Here is a 23750-nt window from a genome sequence, read left to right as displayed (position 1 = left end):
AGGGTCATCGCGATTGAGCATGGCGAGGGGCGTCGGGGACGGGTCGAAGAGGGGGTCCTACGCCATGGATGGCGTCGGTAGCGCCCAGGGAAGGGTTCGCAGCGCCCCCTCGAAGACCTGTCGACGGATCAGCCCCGAGCATCCACTCAACGGCGCAGGCCCTATGTATTCAGGGCCTGCGCCTATAACCGATCTGCCCCTGATTGTATACTTGACGGCTCGTAAATTCATGGCCAACGGTGCTTCCAATGACACAGTCGACGCCAGACGTGGCAACCTTCCAGGGCCTGATCCTCGCCCTGCAGCAGTACTGGGCCGAGCAGGGGTGCGTGATCCTCCAGCCCCTGGACATGGAGGTAGGGGCCGGCACTTTCCATACCGCGACCTTCCTGCGCTCCATCGGCCCCGAGACCTGGAATGCGGCCTATGTGCAGCCGTCCCGCCGTCCCACCGATGGCCGCTACGGCGAGAACCCCAACCGCCTGCAGCACTACTACCAGTTCCAGGTGGTGATGAAGCCCTCCCCCGCCGCGCTGCAGGAGCTCTACCTGGGGTCGCTCAAGCGTCTGGGACTCGATCCGCTGGTCCATGACATCCGCTTCGTCGAAGACAACTGGGAATCACCCACCCTGGGCGCCTGGGGCCTGGGCTGGGAGATCTGGCTCAACGGCATGGAGGTGACCCAGTTCACCTACTTCCAGCAGGCCGGCGGCCTGGAGTGCTACCCGGTCACCGGCGAGCTCACCTATGGCCTGGAACGCATCGCCATGTACCTCCAGGACGTCGACAGCGTCTACGACCTGGTATGGACCGTGGCACCGGACGGCACCAAGGTCACCTACGGCGACGTCTACCTGCAGAACGAGCAGGAGCAGTCGGCCTACAACTTCGAACATGCCGACATCGACTTCCTGTTCCGCGCCTTCGACCACCAGGAGCGCGAGTGCACCAAGCTGCTCGAGGCCAGCCTGCCGCTGCCCGCCTACGAGCAGGTGCTCAAGGCCTCGCACACCTTCAACCTGCTGGATGCCCGCCATGCCATCTCGGTCACCGAGCGCCAGCGCTACATCCTGCGGGTGCGCACCATGGCCCGTGACGTGGCCCACGCCTATTTCGAATCGCGCAAGGCTGCCGGCTTCCCGCTGGCCCCCGAGTCCCTGCGCCGCGAATTGCTTGCCGAACAGGGAGACGCTTGATGGCTGCTAACACCCTTCTGGTCGAACTCGGTGTCGAGGAGCTGCCACCAGGCGCCATCGACGACCTCTCCGACGCCTTCGCCGAGGGCATCCGCCGGGGCCTTGCCGAGGCCGATATCGACTGTGGCGAGGTCGTCGCCTATGCCACGCCGCGGCGCCTGGCGGTCCAGGTCCTCGAACTGGCCGACAAGCAGCCCGACCGTGAGGTGGAACGGCGTGGCCCGGCCCTGGCGGCGGCCTTCAAGGAGGGGCAGCCGACCAAGGCCGCCGAGGGCTTCGCCCGCTCCTGCGGGGTCGCGGTCGAGGAGCTGATCCACCTGGAAACCGACAAGGGCACCTGGCTGGGCTACCGCGAACAGCAGCCAGGTGAGGCCACCAGCGCCCGGCTACCGGCCATCGTCGAGGCGGCGATCGGCACCCTGCCGGTGCCCAAGAACATGCGTTGGGGCGCTTCGCGGATCGAGTTCTCGCGTCCCGCCCACTGGCTGGTCATGCTCTACGGCCACGAGGTCGTCCCGGCCTCGGCCCTGGGGCTGACGGCCGGGCGCACCACCCGCGGCCATCGCTTCCATGCCCCCGAGCCCATCGAGCTGGCCCACGCCGACGACTACCTGGTGGCCCTGGAGGGCGCCTGGGTGCTGGCCGACCGCGACCAGCGCCGTGAGCGGATCCGCGAGCAGGTGCTGGCCGAGGCAGAGGTTCAGGAGGCCACCGCAGTGATCGACGAGACGCTGCTCGTCGAGGTCAGCGGCCTGGTGGAGTGGCCGGTGGCCCTGACCGGCAGCTTCGACGAACGCTTCCTGGAAGTCCCGGCGGAGTGTTTGATCTCCTCGATGAAGGCCAACCAGAAATACTTCCACCTGCTCGATGCGCAGGGGCGCCTTAAGCCACTGTTCATCACCGTCGCGAACATCGACAGCCAGGAACCGGAGCAGGTGATCCGCGGCAACGAGAAAGTCATCCGCCCACGCCTGGCCGATGCCGCCTTCTTCTACGACACCGACCGCAAGCGCCCCCTGGCCGACCGGGCCCCGGCACTGGCCAGCGTGGTCTTCCAGAAGACCCTCGGCACCCTGGCCGACAAGGCGCATCGCAGTGCGGCCGTGGCGGCCTTTATCGCCGGCCGTATCGACGGCAACGTGGCCCACGCCCGCCGTGCCGCGGAACTGGCCAAGTGCGACCTGGTCACCGAGATGGTGCTGGAGTTTCCCGAGCTCCAGGGCATCATGGGCCGCTACTATGCCGCCCACGACGGCGAGCCAGCGGAGGTGGCCACGGCCCTCGAGGAGCAGTACCTGCCGCGCTTCGCCACCGACGCCATCCCCCAAAGCCGCACCGGCCTGGCCGTGGCCCTGGCCGACCGGCTCGACACCCTGACCGGCATCTTCGGCATCGGCCAGCGTCCCAGCGGCACCAAGGACCCCTTCGCCCTGCGTCGTGCCGCCATCGGGGTGCTCAACATCCTGGTCAAGGGCGAGCTATCCCTCGACCTGCGCGAGCTGCTCGAGTTGGCCACCGCCCAGCATCAGGAGCTGCCCTATGCCGAGGGCCTGGTCGACGAGGTGCTCACCTACATGCTCGACCGCTTCCGCGCCTGGGCACGCGACGAGGGCATCGATACCGAAGTTTACCTGGCCGTGCGCGCCCGCCCCGTCACCGAGCCGCTGGACTTTGCCCGCCGGATGCGGGCCGTGCAGGGCTTCGCCCGTCACGAGGAAGCCGCGGCATTGGCCGCCGCCAACAAGCGGGTCTCGAACATCCTGGCCAAGCAGGCGCATGACGGTGCCACCGCCGTGACGCCCGCCCTCTTCCAGGCCGATGCGGAGAAGGCCCTGTTCGACGCCCTCGAGCGGTGTCGCCAGGAAGTGGCACCGCTGTTCGCGGCGGCTCGCTACAGCCCGGCCCTCGACGTGCTGGCCCACCTGCGCCAGCCGGTCGACACCTTCTTCGATGATGTCATGGTCATGGCCGACGACCCGGCGGTGCGTCGCAATCGTCTGGCGCTATTGGCCAGCCTCCAGGCGCTGTTCCTCGAAGTGGCCGACATCGCACTGCTCCAGCAGTAGCAAGCACCGCATCCACAAGTGATCGAGGCCGGCGAGCCATCGCCGGCCTTTTTCATGTCATGTTGTTTCACGTGAAACACCCTCTAGCGCCTAGCGCCTAGCGCCTAGCGCCTAGCGGGATGATGGCGAAAAATGATTCTTTTCCACGCTTTTCTTGGCTGCTTGGCCCTTGGCAGCCGATGTTCCACGTGAAACACTCGGCCACTGCTATCCGGAGAACACCATCATGCCATCCGCTGACAGGCTCGTGATCCTTGACCGTGACGGGGTGATCAATCAGGACTCCGACAGCTACGTAAAGTCCCTCGACGAATTTCTGCCCTATCCTCAGGCCATCGACGCCATAGTCCGCCTGACGAAAGCCGGCTGGACGGTAACCATCGCCACCAATCAGTCGGGTATCGCCCGCGACTACTATGACAAGGCCACCCTGGCCGAGATGCATGACGAGCTGGCGCGCCTCGTGCGCAACGCTGGCGGCGAGATCGCTCATATCGCCGTCTGTCCCCATGGGCCTGACGATCGGTGTGCTTGCCGGAAACCGCTTCCCGGCCTTCTGGAGGAGATTCGCGACGCACTCGGCCTGGAGGAGCTGGCGGGAAGCTGGATGGTCGGCGACAGCCTGCGCGACCTCGAGGCCGGCGCGGCCATGGGCTGCCACAACGTGCTGGTCCGCACCGGCAAGGGCACGCGCACCCTGACGAAGCATCCAGAGTTGGCCGCCGATGCGTCCGCCACGTACATCTTCGACGACCTGGTGGCCTTCGTCGACTGGCTATTGAGGCCATAGCCACAAGGTGCAAGGTGCAAGGTGCAAGGTGCAAGGTGCAAGGTGCAAGGTGCAAGGTGCAAGGTGCAAGGTGCAAGGAAGGCTAGCCTGCAGCATAATAGAAAAGCCCCACCATCTCTCGATGGTGGGGCTTTTCTTTGGCCTTTGGCCTTTGGCCTTTGGCCTTTGGCCTTTGGCCTTTGGCCTTTGGCCCTTGGCGCTGGGCGCTGGGCGCTGGGCGCTGGGCGCTTTCAACAGTGTTTCACGTGAAACTCCCCGGGAAAGGCATCACACGTCCAGGTTGGCGACCAGGGCGTTGCGCTCGATGAAGTCGCGACGCGGCTCGACCTCATCCCCCATCAGGGTGTTGAACATCATGTCGGCGGCCACCGCATCCTCGATGGAGACCCGCAGCATACGGCGCGTCTCGGGATCCATGGTGGTTTCCCAGAGTTGATCGGGGTTCATCTCTCCTAGTCCCTTGTAGCGCTGAATCGAGAGTCCTCGCTGGGCCTCCTTCATCAGCCACTCGAGGGCATCATAGAAGGACGCGACCGGTTTATGGCGCTCACCACGTGCCACGTAGGCTCCCTCCTCCAGCAGGCCATCCAGCGTCTCGCCGAGCCCGGCCATGGCGCGATAGTCGGCACTGGTGAAGAAGTCGATGCCCCACACATAGTCGGTGGTCACGCCATGGGCGGCCAGGGTGACCGCCGGCAGGACGACGCCACGCTCGGCGTCCTCCTCGAGACGGAAGGTGTAGCGCGGTCCCCCCTCGTAGGCCACCAGGGCGTCCATCTCGCCCTGCAGCTGTTCGATCCAGTTCTGCATGGTCACGCGATCCCGCAGGCTTGCTTCTCCGTCGAGACGCGCCGCATGGACGATCTTTCTCAGCACCTCGTTGGGATAGACTCGGGAAAGGCGATCGATACGCTTCATGACATCACGGTACTGGGCGACGAGGGACTCGAGCTGTGCCCCACCGATCCCCGGTGCGTCCGCATTGACATAGAGCCGGGCCCCATCCATCGCCGTGGTGGTCAGGTAGTCGATCATCGCCTGCTCATCCTTGAGGTAGAGCTCCTGCTTGCCGCGCTTGATCTTGTAGAGGGGCGGCTGGGCGATATAGACATGGCCCCGTTCGATCAGCTGCGACATTTGACGGAAGAAGAAGGTCAACAGCAGCGTGCGGATGTGTGATCCGTCCACATCCGCATCGGTCATGATGATGATGGAATGGTAGCGCAGCTTGTCGGGATCGAACTCCTCGCGACCGATGCCGCAGCCCAGGGCCGTGATCAGGGTACCCACCTCGGCGGAGGAGAGCATCTTGTCGAAGCGGGCCTTCTCCACGTTGAGGATCTTGCCCTTGAGCGGCAAAATCGCCTGAGTGCGGCGGTCGCGGCCCTGCTTGGCGCTACCGCCGGCCGAATCGCCCTCCACCAGGTAGAGCTCAGAGAGGCTAGGGTCCTTCTCCTGGCAGTCGGCCAGCTTACCGGGCAGGCCGGCGATATCCAGCGCGCCCTTGCGGCGGGTCATGTCGCGTGCCTTGCGCGCTGCCTCGCGGGCCCGGGCCGCATCCAGCATCTTGTTAACGATGGCCTTGGCCTCGTTGGGCTTCTCGATCAGGTACTCCGAGAACAGCCGGCCCATCTCCTGCTCCACCGCGGTCTTGACCTCGGAGGAGACCAGTTTGTCCTTGGTCTGGGAGGAGAACTTGGGATCCGGCACCTTGACCGAGATGATCGCGGTCAATCCTTCTCGGGCATCGTCGCCCGAGGTGTTGACCTTGGTCTTCTTGAGCAGCCCCTCGGCCTCGATGTAATGGTTCAGGGTCCGCGTCAGGGCCGCCCGGAACCCCGCCAGGTGGGCCCCCCCATCCCGCTGTGGGATGTTGTTCGTGTAGCAGAAGATATTCTCGGCGAAGGTGTCGTTCCACTGCATGGCCACCTCCACGGCGACCCCATCCTCACGCTCGGCATTGAAATGGAAGACCGGGTTGAGCACCGTCTTGTTGGTGTTCAGGTAGTCCACGAAGGCCTGCAGCCCGCCGTCATAGTGGAACAGCTCCTCCTTGCCTGAGCGCTCGTCGGTCAAGCGAATCGCCACACCGGAATTGAGGAAAGAGAGTTCCCTTAGACGCTTGGCCAGGATGTCGTAGTGAAACTCGATGTTGTGAAAGGTCTCGGTCGAGGGCCGGAAATGGACCCGCGTGCCGCTCTTCTCGGTCCGGCCGACCACTGACAGGGGCGCCTCGGGCACACCGTGATGATAGAGCTGTTCATACACCTCACCGGCCCGCCAGATGGTGAGCTTGAGTTCCTCCGAGAGCGCATTGACCACCGAGACCCCCACGCCATGGAGGCCACCGGAGACCTTGTAGGAGTTGTCATCGAACTTGCCGCCGGCATGCAGGATCGTCATGATCACTTCCGCCGCCGACACGCCCTCTTCCTCATGGAGTTCGGTGGGGATCCCGCGGCCGTTATCGCTGACGGTGATCGATTCGTCCGGATGGATGATCACCCGAATCTCGCTGCAATGGCCGGCCAGGGCTTCATCGATGGAGTTGTCCACCAGCTCGAACACCATATGATGCAGGCCCGTCCCGTCATCGGTGTCACCGATGTACATTCCGGGCCGCTTGCGTACCGCATCCAGGCCTTTTAGGACCTTGATACTCGATGAGTCGTAAGCCTGTTCGCTCATTGACTACTCCGTCATGAAGTCTATCTGTCCAGTGGCAGCAACTGTCCGTGTCCCGATGCCGATTGTTTCACGTGGAACATCGCCACAGGCGTGTGGGATTGCCAGAGGCCAGCCAGGGCCTCGTGGTCGACGCTGGTGATGAAGACCTGACATGCCATTCGCTCGAGCCACTCGCAGAAGACGCGGCGATGGTCGCGATCGAGTTCTGCAGGAAGGTCATCGATCAGGTAGATGCAGGCGCGGCCCGTCGCCTGCTCGAGCAGGCGGCCCTGAGCGAGCTTCAGCGCACTCACGACCAGCTTCTGCTGGCCACGCGACAGCACTTCCACCGCCGGCCGTTTGCCCAGGCGAATCCCCAGCTCGGCGCGCTGAGGGCCCTGCTGGGTAAAGCCCATCTGCCGGTCCGTCACCCGCCCTTGGTGCAGGACCTCCGCCAGGGCGCGTTTTCTATCCCAGCCGCGGGAATAGCGCAGCCGCAGTTCCGGCAGCGTAATCAGTCCCGTCAGTGTCTCCTCGAAGAGCGGCAAGAAGGCCTCGAGCCAGGCCCGGCGCAAACCGTCCAGCTGCTCTCCCCAGTGCACCAGCTCATGCTCCCAGGCGCCCAAGGTCGCATCATTCATTCTACCATGCCTGATCAGGGCATTCCGATGTTTCAACGCGCGTCGGAAGCGTCGCCAGGCATCCAAAAACGCGTGTTTCACGTGAAACACTCCCCAGTCCATGAACTCGCGTCGCCCTGCCGGCGGCCCCTCCAGCAACCGGAAGGCATCCGGGTTGATCAGCTGAAGCGGCAAGATACTCACCAGGCGAGAGAGCCGCTCGAGCCGTTCCCCCGCGACCTTCAGTTCCGGCTCCGCCGATGCCCGGCGGCGCCGGACCCCGATGGGAATCGGTGGGTCGCCGGCCAGGCGACCATGCAGGGTCAAGGTGTCGTCATCATGGGCGATGGCGTGATGGAGCTGTCGGGTGCGAAAGGAGCGTCCCATGCCGAGCACATGGATGCCCTCGAGAAGACTGGTCTTGCCGCTGCCGTTGGCGCCCACCAGCAGGTTGATCCTGGCGGCAGGAGTGAAATCGATGGGCTGCAGGTTGCGCAACCCCTGAAAGGCGAGACGATCGAGTGGCATGAGGGGAGTCGTGAGGCGGGAGACAGCGGCACCGGCATGCCGGTGCCGCCAGAAAGCCGACTACAGGCGCATCGGCATGACGACGTAGAGCGCATCGCCTCCGCCGGGTTCTTCCATCAGTGCACTGCTGTTGGGGTCGGCCAGCGTCATCTGCACGCGATCCTCGTCGAGCACGCTCAGCACATCGACCAGGTAGCCGACATTGAAGCCGATCTCCATCGCCGGACCGCTGTACTCGATGGCCACGTTCTCCTCGGCCTCCTCCTGCTCGGGGTTGTTGGCCATGACCCGCAAGTTGCCTTCCTCGAGATTCAGACGCACCCCCCGGTACTTCTCGTTGGAGAGGATCGCCGTGCGCGACAGCACCTGACGCAGTTCGGCGCGCTCGGCGATGAATACCTTGTCACCGCCCCGCGGCACCACGCGCTCATAGTCCGGAAACTTGCCGTCCACCAACTTGGAGGTGAAGGTAAAGTCTCCGGTATGCGCACGCAGGTGGGTCGCACCGAGGGTCAGGCTAACGGGCTCCTCACCGTCGTCCAGCAGCCTCACCAGTTCGAGCACACCCTTACGTGGCACGATCAGCTTCTGGGAGCCGTCGAGGTGGATGCCCACGGGACGCGCGCAGACCGCCAACCGGTGGCCGTCGGTGGCCACGGCCCTCACTAGGTTGGTGGTGAACTCCAGTAGCATGCCGTTGAGATAGTAGCGGACATCCTGCTGGGCCATGGCGAAGGAGGTCGCCTCGATCAGGTGCTTGAGGGTGCCGCGCGGCAGGCTCAGTTCGGTGCTACCCTGACTGTCCTCGATATTCGGAAACTCGGCCACCGGCAGCGTGGAGAGCGTGAAGCGGGAACGCCCGCTACGCAGCACGGCTCGCCCCTCCTCCAGCGAGAGGTTGATCTCGGCCTGATCGGGCAGGGACTTGCAGATGTCCATCAGTTTGCGGGCCGGCACCGTGGCCGCCCCCGGTTCAGCCACCTGACTGGCCACGGTCCGCCCGATCAGCTCGACCTCGAGGTCGGTACCGGTCAGCGCGACCTGGTCCTGCTCGACCTGGATCAGCACATTGGACAGCACCGGCAGGGTCTGGCGACGCTCCACGACACCGGCGACCAGCGTCAGCGGGCGCAGCAGCGCTTCTCGGGAGATGGAAAATTTCATGTCGGCTCCACTTCGTGTCCTGGAGAGATTGAGGCCGGTGACCCGACCGGTCGATCACGGGGTGCGGGCCCTTCAACTAGTCAGCAGCCGCAGCAGGTTTTTGTAGTCCTCACGGATATCGGCATTCTCCTCCTGAAGGGCCTTCACCTTGCGACAGGCATGCAGGACCGTGGTGTGATCGCGGCCCCCGAAGGCATCGCCGATCTCCGGCAGGCTGTGGTTGGTAAGCTCCTTGGCCAGCGCCATGGCCACCTGGCGAGGCCGCGCTACGGAGCGGGAACGCCGCTTGGACAGCAGGTCCGCGAGCTTGATCTTGTAATATTCGGCAACAGTGCGCTGGATGTTATCGATCCCCACCTGCTTGTCCTGCAGCGCTAGCAGATCCTTGAGGGACTCGCGGATGAAATCCTGGGTGATCGGCTTGCCCATGAAATGAGAGTCGGCGATCACCTTCTTCAGGGCGCCCTCCAGCTCACGCACGTTGGAGCGGATCTTCTGGGCAATGAAGAAGGCGGCATCATGCGGCAGGTCCACCTTGGCCTGGTCGGCCTTCTTCATCAGGATCGCCACCCGGGTCTCGAGCTCGGGTGGCTCGATCGCCACGGTAAGCCCCCAGCCGAAGCGCGACTTCAGGCGCTCCTCCACGCCGCTGATCTCCTTGGGATAGCGGTCCGAGGTCAGGATCATCTGCTGGCCGCCCTCGAGCAGGGCATTGAAGGTATGGAAAAACTCTTCCTGGGAGCGCTCCTTGCCCGCGAAGAACTGAATGTCGTCGATCAGCAGGGCATCGACGCTGCGATAGAAGCGCTTGAAGTCATTGATGGCGTTGAGCTGCAGCGCCTTGACCATGTCGGCCACGAAGCGTTCGGAGTGCAGGTAGACCACCCGAGCATTTTCGCGACGGGTCGCCAGCGCATTGCCGACGGCATGCATCAGGTGGGTCTTGCCCAAACCGACCCCGCCATACAGGAATAGGGGATTGTAGGCGCCACCAGGGTTCTCGGAGACCTGGCGGGAAGCGGCACGGGCCAGCTGGTTTGACTTGCCTTCGACGAAGGTTTCGAAGGTGAAGTTGGGGTTGAGCCCGCTGCTGTGCTTAAGGCTGCCTTCCACCTGGACCTGTCGCTCGCCGCTACGGGCACTCGTCGTGCCCTCCTCACGGAGGCGGTCGACCTCCCGCTCGTCGGCCAGGTCACCACGCGGCGGCGTCTGGACGGCGGGTGTGACCGGCCGGCGCGGAGTGGCTGATACCGGATGACCGAGCTCACGCGGCTGGGGGTTGGGCGCTGCCCGGCGGCTTCCCACCGTCAGCACGACCTTGGGCGGCTTTGCCGGCGCCAGTTCGCGCAGCAGCTCACCGATGCGCTTGGCGTACTTGTCGCTGACCCAGTCTCTCACGAACCGGTTGGGCGCCAGCAGGCGCAGCTGGTTGGACTCCCCTTCCTCCGCCTGCAAGGGGCGGATCCAGGTATTGAACTGCTGAGAGCTCAGTTCATCCTGCAGGGTATCCAGACACTGTTGCCAGAGAGCAAGCGACACGCGACCTCACCAATCGGCTGAAGAACGGCCGAGCATTGTATCGCCCCACCAGCAGGTTATCCACACCTGGCATGATGGCTGGCTTTCTGTGGACAACCTGACAAACCCGTACGGAAACTTGGGGATAATCGGGAAGAACCGGATAAAAAGGCCCGCTATTCACCGATCACTGACAGGAAGCCGGTCGGGGCCCCCTGTTTATGCACAACCTTTTCGCGAAGACAACTCATTGGAGAAAAAGAAGATAGCTCACTTATCAACAGCCATTATCCCCATGATTAATAACACCCTGTCACAGAAAAACCGTTGGTTATGATGAAGACAGCGTCCCGGGAAACACGATGGCTGCCCGGCGCAACGGACGATGCACAAGAAAAATTGCGCCGAGGCCCCGAAATCACTACAATTTCGGGTCTTGAGCCGACTCCAGCCTGGCCTCCTGTCGCGGCCAGGGCGCCTCTGAGATTATCCAACTGTTCCAAAAACCACGTGGGAATAACGAGTTATGAAGCGTACATTTCAACCTAGCGTTCTGAAACGCAAGCGTGTCCACGGCTTTCGCGCCCGCATGGCCACCAAGAACGGTCGTGCCGTGCTGGCACGCCGTCGTGCCAAGGGCCGCAAGCGCCTGAGCGCTTGAGCGCGTTCCGCGCGTGTCCAGTCACGGCTACCCCCGGTCTCTGCGACTGCTGACGGCCGGGGACTATCGGCACGTCTTCGATACGGCGGTCTACAAGGTGCATGGCAAGCGGCTGATGGCCCTGGCCACCCCCAATTCACTGGGACACCCCCGCCTTGGCCTGATCTTCAGCAAGAAGAACGTTCGCCGGGCGGTCGACCGCAATCGTCTCAAGCGCCTCGTGCGTGAATCGGTACGGCTGCAGCAGCATCGGCTCCCATCCGTGGACATCGTGGTGCTGGCCAGACGTGGCCTTCATGAACTGGACAACGAGGCCGTGCATCGCCAGTTGCATGGCATGTGGCGCCGCCTGGATCGCGAAGCACACAGGCAGCCGGCCGGTCGATCCGACGTGGTCGATCCTCCGGCGCAAGCCTCATCGGGACAGCGATGATCGGCATTCCCGACTGTCGGCGGATAGCGGAGACCGGAAGGGCATGATCACGACATTCGCTACTAGCTCCCTGGATGCTGTCATGCCGAACGCCGTTACGCCAACGACGCCATTTAGCCTGCCGCCGGCAGGCTTTCGTGTATGTCGGACCCGCGCTTCTTATCCCGCCTGTGCCATCGGAATGTTCACCACCCATCGGGCAGACCCTTCATGGACGTAAAACGACTCATCCTTCTGATTCCCCTGGCGATTCTCGCCTACTTGATCGTGGTGCAGTGGAATCAGGACTACGGTCAGGTGACCACGGCACCGCAGGCCCCCGGCATCACCGGTGATGCCGCTCGGGACGATGCAGCGGCACCCGGCGACAACGACTTGACGGTACCGGCGGCCCCGAGCGCCGCGGAGGACATGGCCAGCGGCATGCCGGGCGAGACGGCACCGACCGCGGCCAGTCGCGACTTGGTGGCCGTGATCACCGATGTCCTGGACGTGCGCATCGATCCGCAGGGCGGCGACGTTGTCTATGCCGCCCTGCCGCAGCACAAGCTGACCCTGGACTCCGATCGCCCCTACGTGCTGCTCTCCAACAACCCGGCCCGCAGCTATGTGGCCCGTTCCGGGCTCCAACTGGAGGGCGCCCAGGGGCGCATCACCTTCCAGCCCGAGAAGACCCAGTATCGGCTCGCCGAAGGTGACGCGCGTCTGCAGGTCGATCTCTCCGCCACGGTGAACGGGGTCGATATCGTCAAGCGCTTCACTTTCGAGCGCGACAGCTATGCGGTCGCGGTCGAGTACTTCCTTGCCAGTGATGCCGAGGAACCGGTCACCGCCCGCTTCATCGGCCAGTTGGCGCGCGACGATAGCCCGGACCCCTCCAGCGGGCCGGCCCTGGGCATGCGCTCCTACCTCGGCGCCGCCTACTCCACGCCGGAGGATCGCTACCTGAAGATCGACTTCGAGGACATCCAGGAAGGGAATTTCGAAAACCGCGATGTCGAAGGCGGCTGGGTCGCCATCATCCAGCACTACTTCACCTCGGCCTGGGCGCCGCCCCAGAACCAGCAGAACCTTTACTACGCCACCACCGACACCCAGGGGCGCAACGTGGCCGCCTTCGCCGGCCCGACCCACACGCTCTCGCCCGGTGAGGATTTGATCCTCGGAGCGACGCTCTACATGGGCCCGAAGGTGCAGGATCGGCTGGAAGCGATCGCTCCTCATCTAGAGTTGACCGTCGACTTCGGCTGGCTGTGGTTCATTGCCAACCCCCTGTTCTGGCTGCTGGATCATATCCACGACCTGATCGGCAACTGGGGCTGGTCCATCGTCCTGTTGACGCTGCTGGTCAAGGCCGCCCTGTGGCCGCTCTCCGCCAAGGCCTACAAGTCCATGGCCCGCATGCGCAAGCTGGGTCCGGAGATGCAGCGGCTCAAGGAACAGTACGGCGACGACCGCCAGAAGATGTCCCAGGAGATGATGAAGTTCTACCAGAAGGAGAAGATCAATCCCCTGGGCGGCTGCCTGCCGATCCTGGTGCAGATGCCGGTGTTCATCGCCTTGTACTGGATGCTGCTGGAATCCGTCGAACTGCGCCATGCCCCCTTCATATTCTGGATCCAGGACCTGTCGGTGAAGGACCCCTACTTCATCCTGCCGATCCTGATGGGCGCCTCGATGTTCGTGCAGCAATTGCTCAACCCGACCCCCCCGGACCCCACCCAGGCGAAGATCATGAAGATGCTGCCCATCGTCTTCACCTTCTTCTTCCTGTGGTTCCCGGCCGGCCTGGTGATCTACTGGGTGGTGAACAACATCACCTCCATCGCCCAGCAGTACATGATCACCCGCAAGATCGAGGCCGACCCCAGCGTCGGCAAGGGCATGAAGACCAAGTAAGTCGGTCATGATGCCCGGCCCAGACCCCCGCCCCGGCGGGGGTCTGGCGTTTAGGGTCCCGGCCCCGGACAATATTCCCCTGTCAATCGAGGAGCCCCAGATGGCCGAGAGCCTCTATCCCCAGGACACCATCGCCGCCCTGGCCACCCCACCGGGGCAGGGGGGGGTGGGCATCATCCGTGTCTCCGGGCCGGCCTGCCGTGACATCGCGGGCGCGATGCTCGACCACTGTCCCGCGCCCCGCCAGGCGCTCTACGGCCCCTTCCGGGGCGAACGGGCGGTGATCGACGAGGGGATCGCGCTGTTCTTCGCCGGCCCCCACTCCTTCACCGGCGAGGATGTCCTGGAACTGCAGGGTCACGGCGGTCCGGTGATCATGGACCTGCTGCTGGAGCGCTGTGTGCAGTTGGGGGCCCGGCTGGCCCGTCCCGGTGAGTTCTCCGAGCGGGCCTTCCTCAACGACAAGCTTGACTTGGCCCAGGCCGAGGCGATCGCCGACCTGATCGAGGCGAGCTCCCGGGGGGCGGCGGAGAACGCCCTGCGTTCCCTGCAGGGCGAGTTCTCACGGCGCGTCGAGGCCCTGGTGCAGCGCCTGATCGAGCTGCGCATGTACGTCGAGGCGGCCATCGACTTTCCCGAGGAGGAGATCGACTTCCTCGCCGACGGGCATGTCGCCAGCAGGCTCGCGGTGGTCCAGTCGGAACTCGCCGAGGTACGAGCCGCTGCGGGCCAGGGGGCCCTGATGCGCGAGGGCATGAACGTGGTCATCGCCGGGCGCCCCAACGCCGGCAAGTCGAGCCTGCTTAATGCCCTGACCGAGCAGGAAACCGCCATCGTCACCGACATCGAGGGCACCACCCGGGATGTGCTGCGCGAACATATTCATCTCGACGGCATGCCGCTGCACGTCATCGACACGGCTGGCCTGCGCGATACACCGGATGCGGTGGAGAAGATCGGGGTGGCCCGGGCCTGGGCGGAGATCGAGACGGCCGACCGGGTGCTGCTGATGGTGGATGCCACAACCACCGGGGCCACCGACTCCATGGCCATCTGGCCCGAATTCGTGGCCCGCCTGCCGGATCCGTCCCGACTGACGCTGGTGCGCAACAAGGTCGACACCAGCCACGAGCCCCCCGGGATCGAGTTATCCACAGCCACGCCGATCCTGCGCCTCTCGGCAAAGACCGGAGAGGGTGTGGATAATCTGAAGGAGCACCTCAAGTCGGTGATGGGCTTCGCTACCACCACCGAGGGGCGCTTCTCGGCCCGGCGGCGTCACCTGGACGCCCTGGACCGTGCCAAGCGGGCTCTCGATAACGGCGAGGCACAACTGGCGGGCTTCGGGGCAGGGGAGTTGCTTGCCGAGGATCTGCGCGATGCCCAGCAGGCGCTCGGCGAGATCACCGGCGAGTTCAGTGCCGATGACCTGCTGGGGGAGATCTTCGGCAGCTTCTGTATCGGGAAATAAGCTCTTATTCTCCCACCCACCAGTCACTGTGATAGCGGCAGGCGTCACCGAGCAGTGGCGTAAGACGCGCCATGGCCGTGGCCAGCCGCGCGTCGAGCCCCCAGGGGGGATTGACCACCAGCATACCGCTGCCGTGCATGCCGCGCGTGCCTGGCGCATGGCGGGTCAGCTCGCTGCGCCAGATCTTGCGCAAGCCACCGTCTCGCAGGCCCTCCAGCAGCGTCCGGTGATGCCCGGCAGGCAGCAGCGGGTACCACACCAGCATCACCGCGTGTCGCGCCTTGTGCATGGCCGCCAGCAGCGTCTCGACCACCTCGCCGTACTCGGCCTTGCGCTCGTAGCTGGGGTCAAGCAGCACGCAGAGGCGCGGCGTGGGCACCGGCAGTCGCTTGACCAGGCCCGTCAGGCCATCGCCATGCACCCGCTCGACCCGTCCCGGCAGTGCCTGCTCGGCCAGGTGGCTGTGCTCGCCGGGATGCAGCTCGAAGAGCATCACTCGGTCCTGCGTCCGCAGCCGCTGCGAAAGCCACCACGGCGAGCCCGGGTAATGGTCGAGCCTGCCGTCTCGAGCTTGGACCCGTCCGACGGCGGCGAGCCAGTCGCCGAGCAGTGGATCGTCACGCAGACGTGCCCTCACCTGCCATAGCCGGGCAATGCCCTCACGGTATTCCCCAAGTCTTGCGGTCTCCACGGCCGCCAGTGGATAGAGCCCCCTGCCGGCATGGGTATCCATGTACGTAATAGGTGAATCTTTACGTAACAAGTAATCGATGACGGCAAAGAGTGTCAGATGCTTGTGAACGTCGGCGAAATTGCCGGCATGGTAGGCGTGCTGATAGGAAAGCATGGAAGAGGTTCTGCGGATCGGCAAGAAAAGGGCCTGGGCCCGCCACGGGAAGTGGCGGGCCCAGGTTAACGGCGCGGAAGCCGTCTTACTACTGCTGGAAACGCGACTCGATGGGGGTGAGGGTGACCTCCACTCGACGGTTCTGCGCACGGCCCTGCTCGGTGGCGTTGCTGGCCACCGGCTGGTTCTCGCCGTAGCCGGTCATGTTGAGACGGCCACCTGACACGCCGGACTGGGCAAGGTAGTTGCCGACCGACTGAGCACGTTGCTCGGACAGCCGCTGGTTGTAGGCGGCGTCGCCGGTGCTGTCGGTATGGCCGGCGATATTGACCCGGGTATCGGGATACTGCTGGAGCACCGCGGACACGTCGTTGAGGGCGCTGCGCGCACTCGTCGTCAGCTCACTGGAGTCGAAACCGAAGGTCACCTCGCTTGGCATGTTGAGGACGATGTCGTCGCCGCGACGATCGACTCCGATGCCGGTGCCCTGAGTACTCTGGCGCAGCTGCTCTTCCTGCCGGTCCATGTAGGCGCCGATGCCGCCCCCGGCGGCGGCGCCCACGGCAGCACCGATCAGGGCACGGTCACGACGGCTAGTACTGCCATCCCCACTGAGCGCACCGGCGGCGGCCCCCACGGCGGCGCCGATCGCCGCTCCGGTACCGGTCTGGCTGCGCTGTGTCTGCCCGGTATAGGGATCGGTGGTCGTGCAGCCGACCAGCAGGACGGCGGCGGCCAGCGGGGCGATCAGGCGATATGGTCTACTCATGGTGTCTTCACTTCCTGGGGTTGACGGGTATCAGTCCTTGCTTGCCTGGTCATCATCAACCAGGGCCAGCAATTCATTCAAGAATAGTAGTCCTTGTGGCGATGCCTGAACCCTGGCGACATCGTCCACCAGGAGGCCTTTTTTCCGGGCCGACGCCAACCGGGACAGCAGGGCGCCCGGCGGGCGCCCCGTATGCGCCATCCAGGTCGCCAGATCGACTCCCTCGACCAGGCGCAGGGCATTCATGGCGAACTCCAGCGGCAGCTCCGCGTCCTCGATCTCGAGCCGTCCCGAGACGAAGCCCCGCGGATCCCGGGCACGCCGCAGGTAGGCATCCGGCTGACGAGATTTCCAGCGCCGCTCGATCCGCATTCCGTCCTGGCCCGGGGCACTCACCTTGCCGTGAGCTCCAGCCCCGATGCCCAGGTAGTCGCCGAAGCGCCAGTAGTTCAGGTTGTGACGCGACTGTTGCCCCGGTCTGGCATAGGCGGAGATCTCGTAGCGTGACCATCCTGCACGCTCCAGGCGCTCATGCCCCAGGTCCTGGATATCCCAGAGGGCATCTTCCTCCGGCAGGGAGGGCGGGAAGGCATGGAACTCGGTATTGGGTTCGAGCGTCAACTGATACCAGGAGAGGTGCTCCGGGGCCAGCGACAGGGCCTGGTCCAGGTCGTCCAGGGCGAGTGCTGGCGACTGGCCGGGCAGGCCATGCATCAGGTCGAGATTAAGGTTGTCGAACCCCGCGCGTCGCGCCTCCTCGACCGCGATTCTGGCATCCTCGCCGGTGTGAATGCGGCCCAGGGCCCGGAGCTGGTCCTCGTGGAAGCTCTGCACACCGAGGGAGAGACGGTTGATGCCGACCGCCCGATAGCCTGCGAAGCGGCCTCGCTCCAGGGTCCCCGGATTGGCCTCGAGGGTGATCTCGACCTCCCGGGCCAGGGGCAGACGCCGGGTTACGACATCCAGCAGGTGCTCGTAGAAGCGAGGCGACATCAGGCTCGGGGTGCCACCGCCCACGAAGATGCTGACCAGCTCACGCCCGTCGGCCAGCGTCAGGTCCTGCTCCAGGTCAGCGACCAGCGCCGCCAGGTAGGCGTCCTCGGGCAGTTCGGCGCCGCGCCCGACCCCGTGCGAGTTGAAGTCACAGTAGGGACACTTGCGGACACACCATGGCACATGCACATAGAGCGACAGAGGAGGCGAGTGAGGCGCAATAGCCTGAGACATGGGAGAGGGGATCATCCGTACTCGGTGGATTGACGCATGGCATCGACCAGTGCGCGAAGGGCGCGGCCACGATGGCTCAACCGGTTCTTGTCGTCCGCAGACAGCTCCGCGGCACTCAGGTTCCGCTCCGGTATCCAGAACAGCGGATCATAGCCGAACCCCCCATCGCCTCTAGGGGCGGTGAGGATTTCCCCCTCCCAGCTGGCCTGCACGATCCAGGGCACGGGATCCCGAGCATGGCGGAGGAGGACCAGCACACACCAGTAGCGGGCGGCGCGTCGTCCCGGCGGGACTGACGACAGCGCCTCCAGCAGCTTGGCATTGTTGCGAGCATCACTCTTCGGTTCACCGGCAAAGCGGGCAGAATGGATGCCGGGACACCCGTCGAGGGCATCCACTTCGAGGCCGGAATCATCGGCCAGCGCCGGCAGCCCACTGGCGAGGCTCGCCGCTCGCGCCTTGAGCAGCGCATTCTCGACGAAGGTCAGGCCGGTCTCTGCCACATCACCCACGCCAAACGCATCCTGGGGACTCACCTCGATGCCCAGAGGTCCCAGTAGTTGATGGAACTCACGCAGCTTACCGAGGTTACCGCTAGCGAGGACCAAACCGGTCGGGTTCTTCATGTTGCCTGCCTGTTGCTAGATGGACCTTACGACATTCTACGGTCGAGGCGGAGAGCAAGGAAATATTTTTCAGGAAATAAAACATACAAAAGAGGTCAAAAAGGTCATCAGGTAAGGCCCTTTAACACGGTAGCAGCTAATACGCCCTCTCCCTGATTTTAAGTAAGGCTTCAAAAGCAGAAAAGAAACACTTCGCAAAGCAAAAAAATACAAGCTATTGATTTTTTTGATTTAAATCACACACTAAAATCCATCACTTACCCCATAAAATACATAGAATATTGGATGAAAACTTTTGTTACGTGAACTTACACCATCGTCCAACTACCATGAGAGACAATTTTGATCCTCGCCAGAGAGTGCGGGGAAAAAGACCTCATGCCGAGACCATGGAGGCGGGAGAATGAAGCATCCGCAAGGGCTGATTCTGTTGGTCACCGAGCTCAACGCCCAGTCGCAGCTCTTCGCCGACTATCTGCGTCAAAAGTTGGGTTGCAGCGTGCAGAGCATAGCCCCAGAAGGCGAGTGGACAGGCGCGAACGAGTCGCCCGTGGTGATCCTCCTGGATGCCGACCATCTCGATGACAGCACCCTGCAAGCCTGGCAGGAGCATGGCCATGACGATGAGAACACCTGTATTGCGGTGTTCAACCTAGCCGACGAGGATCGCGCCGTCGAGATACTGGCCGCCATGAATATCCAAGGCATCTTCTATCGCAGTGAGTCACTGGAGCTGTTGTGCAAGGGATTGAAAACCCTGATGCAGGGACAGCTCTGGATGTCACGTCCCCTGATGGCAAGGATGCTCCGGCTGTTTCGCCGTCAACAGCTGCACTCCTACCGTCCGATCTGCGGTCTCACTCCCCGTGAGATGGAGATCATTGCCATGCTCAGCACCGGCATATCCAACAGCGAGATTGCCGCTCGTCTGTCCGTCAGCGAACATACGGTCAAGTCTCACCTATACAACATCTTCCGCAAGATCAAGGTCCACAACCGTCTGCAGGCCGTCAACTGGGCACGACAGAACCTTGTGCCTCCCCCTCCCTTGGCGGGCTCGACTGCCGATCAGGATATCAACAAGGAGCAGTAAGGTCCTCGTCGCTCCCCGGCCAGGCCGAAACTCCCCAAGTGCCCCTTCCGGCATCGAAGAGCTCTGTTCCCCCGCGCAATGGGCGCCGCGGAGAAGGGCCATCGTGAGGGTCATACGCCACGGAAGGCGAAGGTAGGCCCAAGAACGCGGCCACAGCGCCCTCACGAAGGCCCGCTACCGGCACAAGCCACTAAATCCGTTTAAGCTAATAAAATAAGTTCTACCAGAAATACTCCTGCTGGGCCTGAGGCCGGCATGGATCCGACCCGAGAGGGTGGCTTGGCCTCTCATCCTCTGCTCGACGCGAAGCAAACTGTTGACATCGATACAGCCTGGCATTTTCATGGAAAATTGATAAGAATCGTATATTTATTTATATTTTCTATAAATCATGAAGCTGAATACGCTTCGCCAAGCATGGCGTATGTTATAGCAACTGAATGATTTTTATGCATAAAGATAAAGTACTAGAAAATTAGTTCTAGCTATAGGGGAAACTCAATAGGTAACAGTTCTTTACAATTAGCTCAAAGTGGTCAAGGCTGATTCTGGGTTCGTAGCTTGAACGCATCGGGGACATGACTGCCGTGCCGACGACAGGAGGAGGAGAACACTATGTACCAGGGAAAGGGAGCCATCATCCTTGTGACTGAGCAAAATCCTCAGTCACAACTCTTTACCGACCATCTCAGGGAGCAATTCGACTGCCCCGTATTCACCGCCGCACCCGATGACGAGTACCAGTTGGAGGAGCGCCACCGCAAGGAAGGGGATGGCACGGTCATCATCCTGATGGACACAGACCATGCTGACGAGAGCGCCATGCAGCACTGGCAGGGGCAGACCGTGCAGCATCATGATGTCCACCTAACGGCCTTTAACCTTCGCAATGAAGAACATGCGGCGGAACTGCTGACCTTCATGCATCTCAGGGGGGTCTTCTATCGGCAGGACTCCTTGGCGATGATCTGCAAGGGAATCAATCGGCTCTTCGAGGGCGACATGTGGATGTCCCGCACTCTGATGAAGCGCCTGATCGAGTTCTTCCGTCGTCAGCAGGCCAACACCTATCGGCCTGCCTGTGGCCTGACACAGCGCGAGCTCGAGATCATGGGGCTACTCGGCTCCGGCGCCTCCAACCTGGAGATCGCCGATCGACTGTTCGTCAGCGAACATACCGTGAAGTCGCATATCTATAACATCTTCAAGAAGATCAACGTGCACAACAGGCTGCAGGCGTCCAACTGGGCCCGCGAAAATCTGGGCGCGCCACCGCCCCTCTATCCTCTGAAGAGCAGCCGGACGACACAGCCGGTTCGTAAGAGCAGGTGATCCCGTAACCATCAGCGCGAGGGCCACCTCCCGATGCCGCCCGGGAGGCCTGCCTGCGACCCGCCATCCGGTTCTCCCTAGGTCAACCGGACATGCTCCTGGATCAATCCCGCCAGCATCTCGGCGGCATTCTCGGCAGTGGTATCCAGATGAAGCAGATGGAGGCGCTCCTCGTCCCCGAAGGGTTCCAGGGCCGCCTGCTGATGTGCCAGCACCGCCAGGCTGTCTTCGACCGCCACGCCCTGCCGGCCGGCACGCTTGACGATACGCCGGTGCAGGGTGTCCTCGTCCGCTTCGAAGCTGACCAGCAGCACGGGCAGGCCCCTGGCCTCGGCCTGGTGGCGCAGCAGGTCACGCTGCTCCCGCCTGAGGAAGGTGCCGTCCACGCAGACCGGCAGACCGGCCTCCAGTAGCAGGCCGGTACAGCGGGCGAGATGCTGGTAGGTTCGCTCCGTGGCCTCGGACGCAAAGATATCCACAGCCGACAAGGACGCCACCGCCTGTGGATCGCGGCCATGCAGGCGCCGGCGTTCCACGCCGGAACAAAGCCGCACGGCACCGAGTCGCCCCACCAGGGTGCGAGTGAAACGGCTCTTGCCGCTGCCCGCCACGCCGACCCCGATTACCAGCGGAGGAAAACGGAACTCGGCATGGGCCTCGGCAAGTGTCAGGTAACGGCGGCAGGCAGCCATGGTCTCGGCCAGCAGTGCCGGCTGCTCGGCATCGCCCTCATCGACCGCGGCGCGACGCTGAAGGGCCCGGCGGGCACCGGCCAGGGCCTCGATCACGCGAAACATCGCTAGAAGACGAGCCATCTCGTAGTCGCCGGACAGACGCAGGTAACGGTCCAGTGCCTGACGCGCCAGAGGTGTCTCGTCACGGACCTCGAGCCCCACCAGCAGCGAGGCGAGATCAGCCCCCGGATCGAGAGGAAGCTCGGCTCCGGGCCCCTGGAGATCGCGGTCGATTGCGTTGACGATCACCACGCGCCCGTCATCGCAGAGGCGACTGTAAGGATGATCCAGTGCCCAGCTGCGCGTCAGCAGAGCGCTGCCCCGTTCTGCCAGGACCGGCGCCAGGCGCTGGAGGGTCTCTTCCAGCCACCCGCCGAGCGCGACCAGTCGCTCACGATCCTCGTCACCCGCCGTCAGCTCATCCAGAGCCTCGAGCTCGGCCGTGATGCGCCGACGCAGCGGCGCCTCGGCCGAGGCCTCCCCCTCTCGCTCAGTCTTCTCCATCCGATGGTAGGCCACCAGCTTCTCTATCAAGGTCTCCAGGTGGAAGGACTCGATGTCGTGGGGGGGCTGGGCAGTGTCTCGCTGGGTCATCGCCGGTCTCCTCATCGGCCGTGGTCAGGCCGCGCCCATCGATGCAAAGGCCGCCTCGGCGGCATCGAGGGTCAGCTGGATATCCTCGGGCGCGTGAGCGCTGGACATGAACCCCGCCTCGTAGGCGGAGGGGGCCAGGTAGACCCCATGATCGAGCATCAGCGCAAAGAAGCGCCGGAAGGCATCGGCATCGCAGGCGGTGGCCTGAGCGAAGTTGTCCACCCGGCTCTGGCCGGTGAAAAAGAGACCGAACATGCCGCCGGCCTGCTGAGTGATCAGGTCGATGCCGGCGGCATCGGCACGCGACTGTAGCCCATGGCACAGGGTCTCGACGCGCTGGGTCAGGGCATCGTGGAACCCCGGCTCACGCAGCTTCTCGAGCAGGGCGACCCCCGCCGCCATGGCCAACGGATTGCCCGACAGGGTACCCGCCTGATAGACCGGCCCCAGCGGTGAGATCACTTGCATGATCTCCCGGCGGCCGCCGAAGGCCCCCACCGGCATGCCGCCCCCGACGATCTTGCCCAGGCAGGTCAGGTCGGGCGTGACACCGTAATGGGCCTGGGCGCCCCCCAAGGCGACCCGGAAGCCGGTCATCACCTCGTCGAAGATCAGCACGCTGCCATGCTGATCGCAGACCCGGCGCAAGGTCTCTAGGAAGCCGGGCTGCGGCGGAATGCAGTTCATGTTGCCAGCCACCGGCTCGACGATGATGCCGGCCACCTCGCTGCCGATCTCCTCGAAGCACTGCTCGACCGCCTCGGAATCATTGTAGGAGAGGGTCACGGTATGTTCGGCGAGCGATGCCGGCACACCCGGCGAGCTGGGTTCGCCGTGGGTCAGCGCCCCGGAGCCCGCCTTGACCAGCAGGGAGTCGGAGTGGCCGTGATAGTTGCCCTCGAACTTGACGATCTTGTCGCGTCCCGTAAAGCCACGTGCCAGGCGAATCGCCGACATGGTCGCCTCGGTGCCCGAATTGACCATCCGCACCAGTTCAATGCTGGGAATCATCTCGCAGATCAGATCGGCCATGGTGGTCTCGATGGCCGTGGGGGTCCCGAAGGACAGGCCGTTATCCAGACGTTCGCGCACCGCCTCCAGCACCTCGGGATCGGCATGACCGGTGATCATGGGGCCCCAGGATCCCACGTAATCCACATAGCGCTTGCCTTCCACGTCATACAGATAGGCACCCTGGGCACGCTCCATGAACACGGGGGGACGGTCCATGCCCTTGAAGGCACGTACCGGGGAATTGACTCCACCAGGGATATGGCGGCAGGCCCGTTCGAAGAGCTGTGCGGATGTGGTCATGTCCACCTCTTGTCCTGTGTACAAAATAGTCCCGAAAAAAGTGTCCTGTGGGCAAAAACAGCGTACTGCGGCTGGAAGTGTCGGCCCACGCCGCTCGACCTGTGGATAGTTCTCTGGATAACCTTGGCATGAGCGGTGATGTTGCGGTGATCTCCGCCGTTCCTCCCGCCAGGAACCGGCCAGCCGTCCTGATCCTATTCT

19 protein-coding genes are annotated in these 23750 nt (G+C 63.6%); 9 read left to right on the top strand and 10 right to left on the bottom strand.

The features are described from left to right. The first annotated feature begins 248 nt into the window (after positions 1-248). From glyQ to gmhB, 3 genes are all read left to right on the top strand, one after another. The gene (glyQ, locus tag FHR94_RS06595; protein WP_183324834.1) at positions 249-1196 is read left to right on the top strand and encodes a glycine--tRNA ligase subunit alpha; all 948 of its coding nucleotides are present in this window, start codon (positions 249-251) and stop codon (positions 1194-1196) included. After that, positions 1196-3262, top strand: coding sequence for a glycine--tRNA ligase subunit beta (gene glyS, locus FHR94_RS06590; RefSeq protein ID WP_183324833.1), 2067 nt, complete (start codon positions 1196-1198; stop codon positions 3260-3262). The genes glyQ and glyS overlap by 1 nt, the downstream gene beginning before the upstream one ends. A 226-nt stretch (positions 3263-3488) precedes the next feature. Then, complete coding sequence (gene gmhB, locus FHR94_RS06585) at positions 3489-4052, top strand: D-glycero-beta-D-manno-heptose 1,7-bisphosphate 7-phosphatase (protein ID WP_183324832.1); 564 nt, start codon at positions 3489-3491, stop codon at positions 4050-4052. Positions 4053-4319: 267 nt separating this feature from the next. Here gmhB and gyrB read toward each other — a convergent pair whose 3' ends face one another. The 4 genes from gyrB to dnaA form a co-directional block, all read right to left on the bottom strand. Further along, complete coding sequence (gene gyrB / locus FHR94_RS06580; protein WP_183324831.1) at positions 4320-6740, bottom strand: DNA topoisomerase (ATP-hydrolyzing) subunit B; 2421 nt, start codon at positions 6738-6740, stop codon at positions 4320-4322. Between the two features lie 20 nt (positions 6741-6760). Then, complete coding sequence (gene recF / locus FHR94_RS06575) at positions 6761-7867, bottom strand: DNA replication/repair protein RecF (RefSeq protein ID WP_183324830.1); 1107 nt, start codon at positions 7865-7867, stop codon at positions 6761-6763. Positions 7868-7927: 60 nt separating this feature from the next. Beyond that, positions 7928-9031 carry a DNA polymerase III subunit beta gene (dnaN, locus tag FHR94_RS06570; RefSeq protein WP_183324829.1) on the bottom strand — a complete coding sequence of 368 codons (1104 nt, stop codon included), beginning with the start codon at positions 9029-9031 and terminating at the stop codon, positions 7928-7930. A gap of 72 nt (positions 9032-9103) precedes the next feature. Then, the gene (dnaA, locus tag FHR94_RS06565; RefSeq protein WP_183324828.1) at positions 9104-10570 is read right to left on the bottom strand and encodes a chromosomal replication initiator protein DnaA; all 1467 of its coding nucleotides are present in this window, start codon (positions 10568-10570) and stop codon (positions 9104-9106) included. Between the two features lie 505 nt (positions 10571-11075). Between dnaA and rpmH the strand changes: the two genes are divergently transcribed. The 4 genes from rpmH to mnmE all read left to right on the top strand — a co-directional run bounded on the left by rpmH (position 11076) and on the right by mnmE (position 15013). Then, a complete protein-coding gene (rpmH, locus tag FHR94_RS06560) occupies positions 11076-11210 on the top strand; it encodes a 50S ribosomal protein L34 (protein WP_010626003.1) in 135 nt (44 codons plus the stop codon). A 13-nt stretch (positions 11211-11223) separates the two neighbouring features. Further along, complete coding sequence (gene rnpA / locus FHR94_RS06555; RefSeq protein ID WP_183324827.1) at positions 11224-11643, top strand: ribonuclease P protein component; 420 nt, start codon at positions 11224-11226, stop codon at positions 11641-11643. Between the two features lie 210 nt (positions 11644-11853). Next, positions 11854-13542 carry a membrane protein insertase YidC gene (gene yidC, locus FHR94_RS06550; protein WP_183324826.1) on the top strand — a complete coding sequence of 563 codons (1689 nt, stop codon included), beginning with the start codon at positions 11854-11856 and terminating at the stop codon, positions 13540-13542. A gap of 100 nt (positions 13543-13642) precedes the next feature. Next, positions 13643-15013, top strand: coding sequence for a tRNA uridine-5-carboxymethylaminomethyl(34) synthesis GTPase MnmE (mnmE, locus tag FHR94_RS06545; protein WP_183324825.1), 1371 nt, complete (start codon positions 13643-13645; stop codon positions 15011-15013). Positions 15014-15017: 4 nt separating this feature from the next. Here mnmE and FHR94_RS06540 read toward each other — a convergent pair whose 3' ends face one another. The 4 genes from FHR94_RS06540 to rdgB form a co-directional block, all read right to left on the bottom strand. Next, a complete protein-coding gene (locus tag FHR94_RS06540; protein ID WP_183324824.1) occupies positions 15018-15860 on the bottom strand; it encodes a 23S rRNA (adenine(2030)-N(6))-methyltransferase RlmJ in 843 nt (280 codons plus the stop codon). An 88-nt stretch (positions 15861-15948) separates the two neighbouring features. Beyond that, positions 15949-16629 carry a YiaD family glycine zipper/OmpA-like lipoprotein gene (locus FHR94_RS06535; protein ID WP_183324823.1) on the bottom strand — a complete coding sequence of 227 codons (681 nt, stop codon included), beginning with the start codon at positions 16627-16629 and terminating at the stop codon, positions 15949-15951. 30 nt (positions 16630-16659) lie between these two features. Continuing rightward, positions 16660-17856 carry a radical SAM family heme chaperone HemW gene (gene hemW, locus FHR94_RS06530; RefSeq protein ID WP_221188393.1) on the bottom strand — a complete coding sequence of 399 codons (1197 nt, stop codon included), beginning with the start codon at positions 17854-17856 and terminating at the stop codon, positions 16660-16662. An 11-nt stretch (positions 17857-17867) separates the two neighbouring features. After that, the gene (gene rdgB, locus FHR94_RS06525; protein ID WP_183324822.1) at positions 17868-18482 is read right to left on the bottom strand and encodes an RdgB/HAM1 family non-canonical purine NTP pyrophosphatase; all 615 of its coding nucleotides are present in this window, start codon (positions 18480-18482) and stop codon (positions 17868-17870) included. Positions 18483-18885: 403 nt separating this feature from the next. Here rdgB and FHR94_RS06520 point away from each other — a divergent pair, with 403 nt between their 5' ends. Both FHR94_RS06520 and FHR94_RS06515 read left to right on the top strand, forming a co-directional pair. Next, positions 18886-19575, top strand: coding sequence for a response regulator transcription factor (locus tag FHR94_RS06520; RefSeq protein WP_183324821.1), 690 nt, complete (start codon positions 18886-18888; stop codon positions 19573-19575). Positions 19576-20220: 645 nt separating this feature from the next. Then, on the top strand, positions 20221-20907 hold the full coding sequence (locus tag FHR94_RS06515) for a LuxR C-terminal-related transcriptional regulator (RefSeq protein WP_343064639.1): 687 nt from the start codon (positions 20221-20223) through the stop codon (positions 20905-20907). A 77-nt stretch (positions 20908-20984) separates the two neighbouring features. Here the strand turns inward: FHR94_RS06515 and FHR94_RS06510 are convergent, their stop codons facing one another. Beyond that, a complete protein-coding gene (locus tag FHR94_RS06510; protein WP_183324819.1) occupies positions 20985-22235 on the bottom strand; it encodes a P-loop nucleotide/nucleoside kinase family protein in 1251 nt (416 codons plus the stop codon). Positions 22236-22259: 24 nt separating this feature from the next. After that, positions 22260-23549, bottom strand: a complete 1290-nt coding sequence (gene hemL, locus FHR94_RS06505) for a glutamate-1-semialdehyde 2,1-aminomutase (RefSeq protein ID WP_183324818.1) — start codon at positions 23547-23549, stop codon at positions 22260-22262. Positions 23550-23750: the final 201 nt, after the last annotated feature.

Origin of the sequence: Halomonas cerina (assembly GCF_014192215.1) — a bacterium.
Classification (GTDB): Bacteria; Pseudomonadota; Gammaproteobacteria; order Pseudomonadales; family Halomonadaceae; genus Halomonas; species Halomonas cerina.
Note: the sequence above shows the minus strand (reverse complement) of the source record. Positions and strands in the feature narration are given on the sequence as shown.

What these genes read in the sequence shown, in the direction of transcription:
- dnaN (WP_183324829.1), bottom strand. Translation starts at nt 9,031, where the DNA reads ATGAAATTTTCCATCTCCCGAGAAGCGCTGCTGCGCCCGCTGACGCTG.
- glyS (WP_183324833.1), top strand. Translation starts at nt 1,196, where the DNA reads ATGGCTGCTAACACCCTTCTGGTCGAACTCGGTGTCGAGGAGCTGCCA.
- glyQ (WP_183324834.1), top strand. Translation starts at nt 249, where the DNA reads ATGACACAGTCGACGCCAGACGTGGCAACCTTCCAGGGCCTGATCCTC.
- rpmH (WP_010626003.1), top strand. Translation starts at nt 11,076, where the DNA reads ATGAAGCGTACATTTCAACCTAGCGTTCTGAAACGCAAGCGTGTCCAC.
- FHR94_RS06510 (WP_183324819.1), bottom strand. Translation starts at nt 22,235, where the DNA reads ATGACCCAGCGAGACACTGCCCAGCCCCCCCACGACATCGAGTCCTTC.
- gmhB (WP_183324832.1), top strand. Translation starts at nt 3,489, where the DNA reads ATGCCATCCGCTGACAGGCTCGTGATCCTTGACCGTGACGGGGTGATC.
- FHR94_RS06535 (WP_183324823.1), bottom strand. Translation starts at nt 16,629, where the DNA reads ATGAGTAGACCATATCGCCTGATCGCCCCGCTGGCCGCCGCCGTCCTG.
- mnmE (WP_183324825.1), top strand. Translation starts at nt 13,643, where the DNA reads ATGGCCGAGAGCCTCTATCCCCAGGACACCATCGCCGCCCTGGCCACC.
- FHR94_RS06540 (WP_183324824.1), bottom strand. Translation starts at nt 15,860, where the DNA reads ATGCTTTCCTATCAGCACGCCTACCATGCCGGCAATTTCGCCGACGTT.
- rdgB (WP_183324822.1), bottom strand. Translation starts at nt 18,482, where the DNA reads ATGAAGAACCCGACCGGTTTGGTCCTCGCTAGCGGTAACCTCGGTAAG.
- recF (WP_183324830.1), bottom strand. Translation starts at nt 7,867, where the DNA reads ATGCCACTCGATCGTCTCGCCTTTCAGGGGTTGCGCAACCTGCAGCCC.
- hemW (WP_221188393.1), bottom strand. Translation starts at nt 17,856, where the DNA reads ATGTCTCAGGCTATTGCGCCTCACTCGCCTCCTCTGTCGCTCTATGTG.
- yidC (WP_183324826.1), top strand. Translation starts at nt 11,854, where the DNA reads ATGGACGTAAAACGACTCATCCTTCTGATTCCCCTGGCGATTCTCGCC.
- FHR94_RS06520 (WP_183324821.1), top strand. Translation starts at nt 18,886, where the DNA reads ATGAAGCATCCGCAAGGGCTGATTCTGTTGGTCACCGAGCTCAACGCC.
- gyrB (WP_183324831.1), bottom strand. Translation starts at nt 6,740, where the DNA reads ATGAGCGAACAGGCTTACGACTCATCGAGTATCAAGGTCCTAAAAGGC.
- hemL (WP_183324818.1), bottom strand. Translation starts at nt 23,549, where the DNA reads ATGACCACATCCGCACAGCTCTTCGAACGGGCCTGCCGCCATATCCCT.